This window comes from Faecalicatena faecalis, from assembly GCF_012524165.2.
GTDB lineage: Bacteria > Bacillota > Clostridia > Lachnospirales > Lachnospiraceae > Faecalicatena_A > Faecalicatena_A faecalis.
This window is the reverse complement of sequence record NZ_JABACJ020000014.1, coordinates 16,048-29,007: the sequence shown is the minus strand read 5'-3', so window position 1 is coordinate 29,007 and position 12,960 is coordinate 16,048. Positions and strand designations below refer to the sequence as shown.

The 12,960-nt window shown below is 46.3% G+C and carries 9 protein-coding genes; all 9 read right to left on the bottom strand.

The features are described from left to right. Window positions 1–14 precede the first annotated feature (14 nt). Window positions 15–1,625: an MBL fold metallo-hydrolase RNA specificity domain-containing protein gene (locus HGO97_RS14260; RefSeq protein ID WP_216243107.1), complete on the bottom strand. Its 1,611-nt coding sequence runs from the start codon at window positions 1,623–1,625 to the stop codon at window positions 15–17. A 915-nt stretch (window positions 1,626–2,540) separates the two neighbouring features. Next, window positions 2,541–3,281 carry an RNA polymerase sporulation sigma factor SigE gene (gene sigE / locus HGO97_RS14255; protein WP_216242942.1) on the bottom strand — a complete coding sequence of 247 codons (741 nt, stop codon included), beginning with the start codon at window positions 3,279–3,281 and terminating at the stop codon, window positions 2,541–2,543. A gap of 1 nt (window position 3,282) precedes the next feature. Beyond that, on the bottom strand, window positions 3,283–4,071 hold the full coding sequence (locus tag HGO97_RS14250; protein ID WP_216242940.1) for a sigma-E processing peptidase SpoIIGA: 789 nt from the start codon (window positions 4,069–4,071) through the stop codon (window positions 3,283–3,285). A gap of 936 nt (window positions 4,072–5,007) precedes the next feature. Further along, a complete protein-coding gene (gene ftsZ, locus HGO97_RS14245) occupies window positions 5,008–6,207 on the bottom strand; it encodes a cell division protein FtsZ (protein WP_216242938.1) in 1,200 nt (399 codons plus the stop codon). Between the two features lie 168 nt (window positions 6,208–6,375). Next, on the bottom strand, window positions 6,376–7,509 hold the full coding sequence (locus HGO97_RS14240; protein ID WP_216242935.1) for a cell division protein FtsQ/DivIB: 1,134 nt from the start codon (window positions 7,507–7,509) through the stop codon (window positions 6,376–6,378). A 36-nt stretch (window positions 7,510–7,545) separates the two neighbouring features. After that, the gene (locus tag HGO97_RS14235; RefSeq protein WP_216242933.1) at window positions 7,546–8,631 is read right to left on the bottom strand and encodes an FtsW/RodA/SpoVE family cell cycle protein; all 1,086 of its coding nucleotides are present in this window, start codon (window positions 8,629–8,631) and stop codon (window positions 7,546–7,548) included. A 14-nt stretch (window positions 8,632–8,645) separates the two neighbouring features. Continuing rightward, entirely contained in the window at window positions 8,646–10,013 is a 1,368-nt protein-coding gene (gene murD, locus HGO97_RS14230) for a UDP-N-acetylmuramoyl-L-alanine--D-glutamate ligase (RefSeq protein WP_216242931.1), read from the bottom strand. Between the two features lie 3 nt (window positions 10,014–10,016). Beyond that, window positions 10,017–10,973: a phospho-N-acetylmuramoyl-pentapeptide-transferase gene (mraY, locus tag HGO97_RS14225; protein ID WP_216242921.1), complete on the bottom strand. Its 957-nt coding sequence runs from the start codon at window positions 10,971–10,973 to the stop codon at window positions 10,017–10,019. 205 nt (window positions 10,974–11,178) lie between these two features. Next, on the bottom strand, window positions 11,179–12,951 hold the full coding sequence (locus tag HGO97_RS14220; RefSeq protein ID WP_216242919.1) for a peptidoglycan D,D-transpeptidase FtsI family protein: 1,773 nt from the start codon (window positions 12,949–12,951) through the stop codon (window positions 11,179–11,181). Between the last annotated feature and the right edge of the window lie 9 nt (window positions 12,952–12,960).

Below are 12,960 nucleotides of genomic sequence, written 5' to 3'. Positions count from 1 at the left end.
GAACATTGTAAACCTTAATCCCAACTGTCCCACTTGTCTGCCAGATTATTGATCTGGTTTTCAAATTTCGCTTTATCCTTATTGGCAATCCCTTCATTCCTGTAGATGACATCCAAAAGTCTCCTGCCGGCTGCAAGCAGTCTTTCAAATGCTGCGTCTGCTTTCTTCTGAGCAGGTTTCTTACCCTTTACAGGAATCCGCACGCCTTCACTTAGAATCTCATTTTTCGCCAGGTCTACCTCGCCATTCGGATAAGGTGCCCAGGCCGGACAGCTAAATTTTTCTTCAATCGTCTTTGCAAATTCTTCGGTCACCTGATCTTCACCGTGAACAACAAATACATGCTCAAGAGGTGTCTTGAACCCGCTCATCCAATCCAAAAGGCCATTCATATCCGCGTGTCCGCTGACGCCGTGAAGGCTCTCGATCCTCGCATGGACCTCGATTGGCTCCCCAAAGAGCTTCACATTCTTTTCCCCTTCCAAAAGCCGGCGGCCGAGAGTTCCATTGGCCTGATATCCGACAAACAGAATCGTACATTCCGGCCGCCACAGGTTATGCTTTAAATGATGGCGAATCCGTCCTGCATCACACATACCTGATGCCGAAATAATGACCTTCGGCTTTTCGATCAGGTTGATCATCTTGGAATCCTCACTGGTGGTGGAGGTCTTTAATCCCGGGAACACAAGGGGGTTAATGCCCTGGTTCACCAAAGCAAGTGCATCCTCATCAAAGCATTCCCTCATATTTTTGGAAAAGACCTTGGTGGCCTCGATTGCGAGAGGACTATCCAGATAGACCTCAAAATCCGGGTATTCTTTTAACAGGTTCTTTTCCTTGATCTCCCGGATAAAGTACAACATCTCCTGTGTCCTGCCCACTGCAAAGGATGGAATGACAACATTTCCCTTTCTGTCAAATGTCTCCTTTAGTACTTTTGTAAAATCTTTCAGATAATCAATCTTCTCCGTCGAGTGGACCCGATTGCCGTAGGTGGACTCTATTACCACATAATCGGCCGACTCCGTATAACTTGGGTCTTTTATGATTGGCTGATTCGTATTCCCCACGTCACCGGAAAATACAATCTTCTTCGAAATGCCATCCTCTGTGACCCAGACCTCAATACTGGCCGAGCCGAGGAGGTGGCCTACATCGGTAAAGCGAATCTCGACCCCTTCACAAATTTTAATACGCTCCGCATATTGGCATGGAACAAGAAGTTCAATCGCATCCAGGGCGTCCTGCATGATATAGATGGGCTCGAATACCGGCTGCCCGGCACGACGTCCCTTTCTGTTGCGCCACTCCGCCTCAAACTCCTGAATATGCGCACTATCACGCAGCATAATATTACAAAGGTCCGCTGTCGCGTAGGTCGTAAAGATTCCCCCCTTGAATCCTTTCTTCGCCAACAACGGAAGTAATCCAGAATGATCGATATGTGCATGGGTCAAAAACACATAATCGATATCCTTCTCCGGGATCGGAAGCCCCGGATTCTCGTACAGGTCAGGTCCCTGCTCCATTCCACAGTCAATCAGGATATTCTTTCCCGCTGCCTGCAGCAGATGACAACTTCCCGTTACTTCATGGGCTGCTCCAATAAACGTCAGTTTCATAAGCTTCACCAACCCTTTTCTTTTCATTGTATCATCTTTCCTCCTAAACTAACAGAGGAACTTTGGGAAATGTAAGATGTGAGGGGGGCGTGATAAAAGGGGGCCGCCGTAGGGGAGGGGGATGCTGTCTTTGGATGCTATTATTTGCGGGTAACTGCCCCTAATCAAAATGAGCTGCGAAATGGTGGACACCGCCGGCACTCGAACGAACTCTGATGAGTTCGTTCTGCGGGCCGGCTTTCCCCCAGGACTTGTGGTCCTGGAGGAAGTCCACATTTCACCGCTCATTTTGATGAAGGGGCAGTAGGACGCAAACCACGCATCCAAAGACAGCATCCCCCTCCCCTACGGCTACGTTCATCAGGTCAGAAGCTGACATTTCCGGTGGGAAGTTCTGGCAGAGCTGCGGATGTGAACTGGCTTCGCGGTTCACAGCCTTGCGAGGAACGCATCATAAGGGCAAAAATTGCACTTAAATGAAAAAACATTTAAGGAAAAATATCTAGCAGAGAAGTGTATTTTGCAGTGGAAATACTTGAAAAGGAAGATATTTCCTTCCCGCAAAAATCCCCCTTCTCTTTCCGGCCACGGTCTTCTCCTGTAAAATGATTCTGCCGACTTGATGGAAACAGCCTCTGGGAAAGCGGATAGGATGCGCTGCGGGCTGGCGGAGAAAGGGTAAGCGGCTAAATAAAAGATCAGGTGAAATAGCGGACACCGTGGACATTCGGCAAAAGTCTTGATGACTTTTGCCTGTAGGTCCACTCAATTTTCGGACTGGTAGTCCGAAAATTGGTCCTCATTTCACCTGATCTTTTATTGAAGCCGCTTATCCCATTCTCCTAAACGCCCTGCAGCGCATCCTATCCGCTTTCCCAGAGGCGTCCCCCTTCAACTCCAACTCTCCCACTCATTTTAATCATACCGCACTATCTCGCGTTTTAGACGCTGCATGATTTTTTTCTCCAGTCTGGAGATATAGGACTGGGAGATTCCCAGCAGATCTGCTACTTCTTTTTGAGTTTTTTCTTCGCCTTCGGGATTGTCTAGGCCGAATCGCATTTTTACGATTAATTTTTCCCGTGCGGATAGTTTATTAATGGCTTTTATAAGGACTTTACGCTCTGCCTCGGTTTCCAGATCTTTGTATATCGTGTCCTCTTCTGTGCCGAGAATATCAGACAGGAGGAGCTCGTTTCCATCCCAATCTACATTGAGCGGCTCGTCGATAGATACTTCCATCTTGGTCTTGCTGTTCCTTCGCAGGTACATAAGAATTTCATTTTCTATACAGCGGGATGCGTAGGTAGCAAGTTTGATTTTTTTGGTCGGATTGAAGGTATTGATTGCTTTGATCAAGCCAATCGTGCCTATAGAAATCAAATCCTCGACTCCGACTCCTGTATTGTCAAATTTTTTAGCTATGTATACAACTAATCTTAGATTATGTTCAATCAGAAGCTTCTTCGCCTCCTCATCGTATTCAGAACCGAGATGTTGTATCACCTCTGTCTCCCGCTCTGTCTCCAATGGGGCCGGCAGCACCTCGGAGCCTCCGATATAATGTATTTCCTTATGGTTGGAAAAGAAAATACTTCTGATGTCTGGTATTACTTTTAGTTTGAACTGTTGGGGTACTGCTACTTTTACTACCATTTTATATGCCTCCTAATAGGTCAGGATTTAAAATCATCTGATATTCTTCTTGTTCTGAAACGTGCTCTTCGCAAACTCCGATGACTGGCTTTTCTATCCACTTCTCTTCTTTCAAATGGATGCACATTTTTCGGATGCGGAAAACAGGCATGATGCTCTCTTTTCCAACAGTACGGTACGGGATGTAATGAAAGCCGTTCTTCATATCTTCATCTGTCAAAATGGACCTTGCCAGAGCTTTATCTACAACACTAACCGGCTCTTTTGACACATTGTCTTCAAGAGCGTTCCCAGTGTCAATTAACGCTTTTATTTTTCGTTCACCAGCACTGGTATAAAGCGTGATCTCGCATATTTTTTCCTGCAATGACTTGAGCCGAACGAGGAATTTCCAGATTCCCCGGATGAAATAATAACATCCAACGGCTGCCGCAAAATACAGACTTCCCACACGCACATAAGGATGCAATGCCTGCAGGATTCCTCCAAAAAGAAAGGATGCGATATACAATAAACCAAATGCTTTTCCAAATTCTCTTTTTCCTTTGACCCTTAATCCTGTTTTGATCATGATTGTATTGACTGTTGTGTGGAATAGAATGAGTTTTATAACTCCCGGAACCGGCATGGCAATGACAACACACGTAAGTCCCGAGCCAACTGCTCCCCCCAGAAAAATGCGTCCATGTGTGGTAGGACATTTCAGCACTTGATCGACGGATAGAAGCAATAAGGAATCCATCATAAAATTCACAAGAAACAACACGTCTATGTATAATTCATAGTACATGCTCCACCCTCTTTCTCGTTGGTACTAAATCGATTTGGCACTCAAGCAAGATTCATTATAAATAAAATACCGTTGAAAATTTGTCAGAAACTGACAGAAACCCAGAGATTCTTTCGACAAAATGAGAGTGAGGGTTGCGGCGGGTGGGGTGGGGTCCGCCAGACTGCAAGGCCACGAAAACCATGGGGAGGGGACTGCCGTTTCTTCAGGCTTACCGTTCATTAAACAGCACTAAATAACAAACCGCCGAATTTTGCCGCACGGAATGGATTCACCCCGTTTGCCTGATGCAAACGCGGCTCAGCCATTCCTGGAATTTGATTTTGGAAAATCAAATTCCATCGGCAAAATCCGGCGGTTTCTTATTAAGTGCTGCTAAACTCGCTTAGATGCCTGTAGAAACGGCAGCCCCCTCCCCATGGTTTCCGCGGTCTTGCAGACTGGCTGCGTCCTTCCAATTGGCCGGAAAGCTCACTCTGGGGAATTTGGACGAGGAAGACGGATGGAAACTCCTGGATGATCAGCTATCCACCCTGTCAGTTTCGTACGCTTTCCCCGCCAGTAAGCCGCCCGGGAAATAAATTTCATCCCGGTATGTTGCGCGTAGCTGCGGAGGATTCAGCCGGAGTTTACGACCGGCGGCCGTGTATGTCTTTTCAAAGACTTTTGAGTGAGCCGTACAATCCGTTAAAGAAAAAGAACGAAAAACAGAGGTCAGAATTCGTCGTTCAACGACGGAATTCTGTAGCATACTTGCGGAGAAATCATCAAGATTTCTCTGCAAATATGCTAGTGCCTCTGTTTTTCGTTCTTTTTCTTTTATGGATCGTAGGCAAACGGGGCAGTCTTTGAAAAGACATACACGGCCGCCGAGCGTAAACTCCGGCTGAATCCTCCGCAGCGCCCCAACTCGCCCTTAAACTTTCATTTCCACTCTTACTTCTTGAAGAAGTCCGGGATCTTTATGGACTGTTCTTTTACTTTGCTTGAAGGTGTTCTTGGCTGATCGAGTGTCGGCATTGTGCCTCCTGCCGGTCTGCTTGTAACTCCTGCTGGTCTTGCTGCAGCTCTGCGCTGTTCAGGATCGATCTGAGTCCTTCCGCTTACCATATCTCCTGATGGGAGGATAGAGCCTACCTTCTGCTGTCCTTCCAGTCTTGCTTTTAACTTGGAAGAACTTCCGCCTACGTTATGTAAGCCGGTAGCGATAACGGTGATTGTCGCCTCATCTGATCTGGAGTCATCGTACATAGCACCAAAGATGATGTTTGCGTTCTCTCCGGCAAGTTCCTGTACGTATTCTGCTGCATCGGATGCATCCATAAGGGTGATATCACCAGAAATGTTGATGATAACATGGGATGCTCCCTGAATAGTAGTCTCAAGCAGCGGGCTGGCAACAGCCTGTTTTACTGCCTCTAATGCCTTGTCGTCTCCGCGTCCTGCACCGATACCGATGTGGGCGATACCCTTGTCCTTCATAACGGTCTGGATATCTGCGAAGTCCAGGTTGATCAAAGATGGTACGTTGATCAGGTCAGTGATACCCTGGATACCCTGCTGTAATACTTCATCCGCTTTCTTTAAAGCCTCCGGCATGGTTGTCCTTCTGTCAACGACCTCCAAAAGCTTGTCATTCGGGATGACAATCAATGTATCTACGTTCTCTTTTAATTTATCGATTCCTGCAAGAGCATTGGACATACGGGTTCTTGACTCAAAGCGGAAAGGCTTTGTGACAACGCCTACAGTCAGTGCTCCCTGTTCTTTGGCAATACGAGCCACGACAGGAGTTGCTCCTGTTCCGGTTCCACCGCCCATACCACAGGTAACGAATACCATGTCGGCACCCTTTAATGCGGCTGAAATCTCCTCTGAACTTTCTTCTGCAGCCTTCTCCCCTACTTCCGGCTGTGCTCCGGCACCAAGTCCCTTTGTAAGCTTCTCACCAATCTGCATCAAGGTTGGTGCTTTACATAACTGGAGTGCCTGTTTATCTGTATTGATTGCTATAAATTCTACACCTGCAATCTGCTCATCGATCATGCGGTTCACTGCGTTATTACCGCCGCCGCCGACTCCGATAACTATAATTCTTGCAGCTGCTTCTGATTCGTTGGTTTTAATTTCTAACAAGAGTATTTCCTCCTTCGTCGTCCTATTAATATTATTTTATACATCCCTTGAGATTGAACGATATAATTCAATAAGTATATAATATAGTCTTTTCGGTAAATAATCAATAGATTTTTATTTATTTTCTGTTTTTTTTATTCAATTCATACGCATTTTATATTGATCAATTTACCACTCCTGGTCATCCTGACTGCCGCTGTCTGATATACCGCTCTGCTCGTCCTGCCATCCACTGTCCTGGCTATCTCCGGTCTGCGCATCGTTTGTATCATCCGCATCTTGTGTACTGCCGTCCGAGCCATCAGATGCTTCCGTCCCGCCGTCTGGATCACCGCTTTGATTCTCCTGCCCCTCGCTGTCCCGGGAAGTATCTTTGTCATTCTTTCCCTCTGCCTTTTCCTTCTCCTTATCTTCTGCCGACTTTGGTACGAACCGGATTGCCTTGTCCGATACCTCGAAGTTCTCCAGATGCAGTGTTCCTTCTTTATCCGGGTATTTTTCTTTCAGCTTCTCAAGGATTGGTGATACCTGTGCCAGGCGCTCTTCATAATTAGATTTGCCCAGCAGCACTTCTACCTTCCCGAAATAGAGGTTCAATTCACTTCCAGAACTGGTAACGCGGTCTGGATTCAGCTTGTATTTCACAAGGAGCTGTGAAATCTCTACGATTCGTTTAAAAAACTTCTTATCAGATACCGGAAGGACCTTCCCCAGCTTCACCTTAGATTCATCTATATTCATGCCCTCGATGTAGGCGGCACCGTCTAGTTTCTCTGAGGTTTTTAAAAGTGCCGTTCCATCCTTGTCAAAGTATAGATACTGATCCTTGTAATCTATGTAACCAGTAATCTCTTTTTCCTTCACCGTTATCCTGATAGACCACGGCGCCTTTAAAGTCACCTTTGAGGATTCCACTACTGGAAGCTGCTCTACATCTGTATGATTGAACTTCCACCACGCATATGCGGAATTCATCGCATACTTTTCTTCCCGATACCAGTTGATCACCGCATTATCAGTACAGTATTTATTGCCTTTTACTTCTATCTTTTGTACATGGAATAAAAGCAGAAAGGCGAATACCAGAATCACGATTCCCAGAACAAATGTGAGAAGCCCCAGAAATACTCCCTGTCTCTTTTTCTTTTTTCTCTCGGGCGGACGATAACCTTCCTTATATAATACTTCATTTATATATGCTTCATCGTCGAACTCTTCATACTTTTCACGCCTGCGCTGATTCCTGCTCTGACTTTTATGCTGCCTCTGACTCTGCTTTCCAGTCTTTTTACTGCGTCTCATCCAAAGTCCTCCTTACATCATTTATCTTCCCCTTCCTTATTCTATCAGATTCGAAACACTCAATACAAGCCCCATTTCCAAAAGCAGGAATAATACTGAGGTTCCCCCGTAACTGATAAAGGGAAGCGTAATCCCCGTATTAGGGATCGAGTTGGTCACCACTGCAATATTCAGAATCACCTGGATCATCATATGTGCCATTGCCCCCGCCGCGATCAGAGCTCCCAGAAGATCCTTCGCATGGGTGGCAATCACAAAGAAACGCCAGATCAGGATCAGGAAAAGCAAAATAATCAGGCTCGCCCCCACCAGTCCCAATTCCTCACAGATAATGGAAAATATCATGTCATTCTGTGCTTCTGGAAGAAATCCAAGCTTCTGCACACTTTCACCAAGCCCCCTGCCGAACAGGCCCCCGGATCCAATCGCATATAAGCCTTGAAGGGTCTGATAGCCCTTCTCAAACTTCTCTGGGTTGCGCCAGATCGCAAGTCGTTCCAATCGATAGCTCTCCAGGGCCAGGAAGATTCCCATAAAACCGACTCCTGCCGCCCCCATCCATATGAACTGGGCATACTTTGGGCTTGCCACAAAGATCAGAACAACTGCGATACCTAAGATGATGATCGCTGTGCTCAAATTGCTTGCCCCTACCAGTGCCACAATCGGCAGCACCGGAATCATGACTTTCACCAGAGTCCTGAATTTTCCCATCTGCTTCACATTTTTTGTCACCAGACAGGCCAAGAACAGGATGATCGCCACCTTTGCGAATTCTGACGGTTGAAAAGAAATCGGGCCCAAAGAAAGCCATCTTTTGGACCCGTTGTACTCATCTCCTATAAATATGACCGCTACCGATAACAGGATGGCTGTCAGATAACCGAGTGCCGCGAGCGGCACCCATTTGTGGTAATCGATCTGTGCCACGATCAACATCCCCGCAATTCCCAGTGCAGTTGCAAATCCCTGTCTTCTCAGGTAATAGAAAGAATCGTGAAATTTCACCCGTCCGTTATAGGCGCTGGTACTGTACAAAAGGACCAGGCCGATGATTACCAGCAGTAATACCACAATCAGCAGTGTGTAATCATACCGCTTCTTTTTCTCAGGACGTTCCAATATAAATTCACTCCTTATAACTGATTTACAAGTTCTTTGAATTTATCTCCACGTTCTTCATAATTTTTAAACATGCCCCAGCTTGCACATGCAGGTGACAAAAGCACTGCATCGCCCGGCACTGCATTTTTGACGCAGACATCCACGGCTTCTTCAAATGTATCCACCAGGACCGTGTCTGTGAAACCTAGTCTTCTGGCCGTCTCATCTATCTTCTCTCTGGTAGCTCCCAAAAGCACCAGCTTCTTCACCTTACCTTCAAATGCTTCAATCCACTCTTCATAGGAAGAATCTTTGTCGTACCCGCCGCCAATCAGTAAGGTCGGACGGTTCATCGCCTGGATTCCTTTGATTGCGGCATCTGAATTCGTTCCTTTTGAATCGTTGTAATAAGCGACACCATTTTTCTCTGCCACAAATTCGATGCGATGCTCCACTCCCTGGAACTCCATGACAGTCCTGCGGATAATCTCCATCGGAACACCATAGGCTGCTGCCATCGCTGCCGCTGCCATCACATTTTCATGATTGTGGGTTCCCAAAAGCTTTAGTTCATCGATACGACAGATTTCAACTGGTTCTCCCTCCAGAGAAAGCATGATCCTGCCATCCTCCAGATAGATACCTTTCTCTAGTTTACGCTGACTGCTGAAATATAGAACCTGTGCGCTTAGATTTTCTCCAAATTTCCTGGTCACTTCATCCTCAAAGTTCAGGACACAGGTATCTTCTGCCGTCTGATTCTTTGCAATATTCTGCTTTGCCCCGATATAAGCCTCCATTGTATGGTGACGGTTCAGATGATCCGGCGTGATATTCAGCATCGCGCTCACCCTCGGGCGGAATGTATGTATGCTCTCCAACTGGAAACTGCTCATCTCTGCTACAATCACAGAATCCTCTCTTGTCTTTAGTGCTATGCTGGTATAGGGATTCCCAATATTTCCTACTACAAAGGTGCTTTCCCTATAATTCTTCATGATCTCTCCAAGCAGCGCCGTGGTGGTCGTCTTACCATTCGTACCTGTGATTGCCAGGACATCCCCTTTGCCGTATACGTATGCCAGTTCAATTTCTCCCCAGATCGGGATTCCCTTTTCTCTCATCCGATCTACGACCGGAAGGTCTGTCGGTACGCCCGGGCTCATCACGGTCAGGCTTAGAGAATCCAGGATCGTATCAGGAAGCTCTCCTAATACCACCTGCATATCGGCCCCGCAAGGTGCTCCCAAGAGAATCTCCCCGCGAATCTTCTCTGCATCTAAGGATGTATTCCCATCATAAAGAATCACTCCTGCTCCTTTTTCCAGCAGCAGTCTGCTTGCTGCCACGCCACTGATGCCAGAACCAAATACAAGAACTTTTTTATTTAACAATTCCATAACCTATACCCCCATAAGTGCAATCAGACAGAGAATCGCTGTTATAATAGAGAACACCGCAACAACTCTTGTCTCAGACCATCCGCACAATTCAAAATGATGATGGATCGGTGCCATCTTGAAGAAGCGCTTTCCTCCTGTTTTCTTGAAATAGGTGACCTGAATCATAACAGAAGCAACCTCCACCAAATAGATCAATCCAACAATAATTACATATAACGGCATCTGCATCATATATGCCGTTCCGATTACGAATCCTCCTAAGGCAAGGGAACCTGTGTCTCCCATGAATACACTTGCAGGATATACATTAAATAGAAGGAAACCAAGCAGTGCTCCAACTACCGCACAGGTGATCGGCTCTACACCGCTCTTCGTTCCAATCGCAACTACAGTAAAGAAGGTCGCCACCAGAACCGTCACGCTGGATGCCAGTCCGTCCAGACCGTCTGTAAAATTCGTGCCATTGACTGTTCCGATTACTGCAACAAACAGAAGCGGAATCGCAACCCAGCCAATATCCCAGTACTTCCCTCCAGAAAATGGAATCAGAAGGGTCATCGGAATCTTTGCCACCTTAATAATGTAGTAAGCAAAAATCGCTGTGACGACAATCTGAAGTGCCATCTTCTGTTTCGGATAAAGTCCATCAGAACGTTTCATGACTACTTTTAAATAATCATCCAAAAATCCAATCAGGCCAAAGCCGATTGTTAAAAATAAGACCGGAATAATATTCGGGTAGTCTTTGACGTAAAATAAGGAAGTGATCACCACACTGCCGAGAATGATCACGCCTCCCATGGTCGGGGTCCCTGCCTTCTTCAAGTGGGACTGTACGCCGTCTTCCCTCTCCGTCTGTCCCATCTTCAGTCTTCTAAGAAACGGTATTACAACTGGTCCCATCAACAAACTAAGCGCAAATGAAATCAATACCGGAATCACTACATGATAACTCATACATCCACCTCTTCATCTCTTTTGTTAAGCAAAATTTACTTATTCTTATCATTTCTGCGGCCTTAAAGGCACAGTCGAGCAGAATACCTCATTCAGTATACCGCATTAGCCTGTGTTTTTCAACCAAAACTCTCCTGTTTTGCCCAGATAGCGACCTGGTATACATCCCTTCATTTCCACTGGGCAGTACAAAAAATCCTGCCCTTTACTCGGTCGTCTCTTCCTGCCCCTCTTCGTTCTTCTCAGAAACTGTCCCCGTTTTTTCAATCCCCAGATAGGGAAGTACATTATCATATATACTCTTAAGAACAGGTGCCGCAATGGTTCCTCCATAATAAACGCCCTGCGGATCGTGAATCAGCACCATCCCCAGTATCTGTGGATTTTCCGCTGGGGCAAACCCTAAGAAGGAAGAAATATATCTGTTCGCACTTCGTGGAAGTGTCTGGGAGGTCGCTGTCTTTCCACCAATCGTATAGCCTTCGATATAAGCGTTTTTACCGGAGCCCTGGGATACCACGCTCTCCAAAAGCATCCGCATTGTGGCAGAAGTATCCTCTGAAACAATTCCATCCTTCTCCTTATATCGAAAGGTCTCAATCTGGTTCCCATCTTTATCCAGAACTCCTACTCCAAGATGAGGAGTCACTCTCCTTCCTCCATTGATCAGGGAGCTGACCGTCGTCGCCATCTGAATCGGCGTCACCTGAAAGGACTGTCCAAAAGACATGGTCGCCAGTTCTACCGTTCCAATATCTTCTTTCTTATGCATGATTGTCCCGGCCTCTCCGGGTAGGTCCACATTAGTCAGGCTCATTAATCCAAACTGCTTAAAATACTCGTAAAAGCGGTCCGGTCCAAGTCTGAGCCCAATGTCTATAAATACCGGGTTGCAGGAGTTCTGGATTCCTTGTACAAATGTCTCTGCACCGTGTCCTCCCACCTTATGACACCTGATCTTCCGATCCTCCACCACCCGGTAACCCGGACAGGAAAAAGTATCAGTCAGCTTAACGACGCCTTCCTCCAAGCAGGCGGAGGCCGTAATGATCTTAAATACAGACCCCGGTTCATACGTATCATTGATACAGCCGTTCCTCCACATCTGATTCAATTGATTCTGCAATTCCTCATCCGTCAACGTGTCCGAATCTACTCCTGTATTCAGTATATACGGTTCGTTCAAATTAAATTCCGGTACATTGACCATTGCCAGTATTTCACCGTTCTGGGGATTCATTAGCAAAATCGAGACACTGTCCGCCTGCTTTTCTTCCATTACTTTCAATGCTGCCTGCTCGCAGAAGGACTGGATATTATAGTCCAAGCTTACCTGGAGCGTATTTCCTGCCACAGGCTCGATTCTGTCCTCCGCAATGCCCTCTAATTCGATTCCTCTGGCATCCGTCACTGTCAGGATCGTACCATTGATTCCTTTGAGGTATTCCTCGTATTTTACCTCCAGGCCTATGATTCCTTGATTATCACCCCCGGTAAATCCCAGGACCTTTGAAGCAATTTCGTTATATGGATAATAACGTTTGAAGTCCTCGTCCACCTTGACGCCTGCCAGATTATAATTACGAATCCGGTCTCCCACTTCCTTTTCGACATTTGTCTTTACTTTTTCCATGGAGGAAACCTTCTCCACCCGTTTCCTAACAATAGCCTCATCCAGCTCCAATTCTTTTGTAAGTGTCTGGATGACCAGCTCTGGATCCTTGATCTGATTATGGATCACCGAGATCGTGCAGACCGTCTTATTCGTAGCCAGCACTGTCCCATTTCTGTCCACGATTTCTCCCCTTGCGGCTTTGATGGCCCGCTCCCTTTCATGCAGGGATTCTGCTTTCTTCTGATAATACTCCGCATCAAAGATCATCAGATAAACCAGTCTGCCTATCAACGTCAGAAGCACAGCCGCGGCACATAAAAAAACAACAAGTATCTTCCTTTTATTATATGTCTTGTTCTTCATAAAATAAAA

Excerpts from the sequence above, each read along its gene's own strand:
- HGO97_RS14260 (WP_216243107.1), bottom strand. The coding sequence starts at position 1,625 with ATGAAACTGACGTTTATTGGAGCAGCCCATGAAGTAACGGGAAGTTGT.
- sigE (WP_216242942.1), bottom strand. The coding sequence starts at position 3,281 with ATGGTAGTAAAAGTAGCAGTACCCCAACAGTTCAAACTAAAAGTAATA.
- HGO97_RS14250 (WP_216242940.1), bottom strand. The coding sequence starts at position 4,071 with ATGTACTATGAATTATACATAGACGTGTTGTTTCTTGTGAATTTTATG.
- HGO97_RS14240 (WP_216242935.1), bottom strand. The coding sequence starts at position 7,509 with ATGAGACGCAGTAAAAAGACTGGAAAGCAGAGTCAGAGGCAGCATAAA.
- murD (WP_216242931.1), bottom strand. The coding sequence starts at position 10,013 with ATGGAATTGTTAAATAAAAAAGTTCTTGTATTTGGTTCTGGCATCAGT.
- mraY (WP_216242921.1), bottom strand. The coding sequence starts at position 10,973 with ATGAGTTATCATGTAGTGATTCCGGTATTGATTTCATTTGCGCTTAGT.
- HGO97_RS14220 (WP_216242919.1), bottom strand. The coding sequence starts at position 12,951 with ATGAAGAACAAGACATATAATAAAAGGAAGATACTTGTTGTTTTTTTA.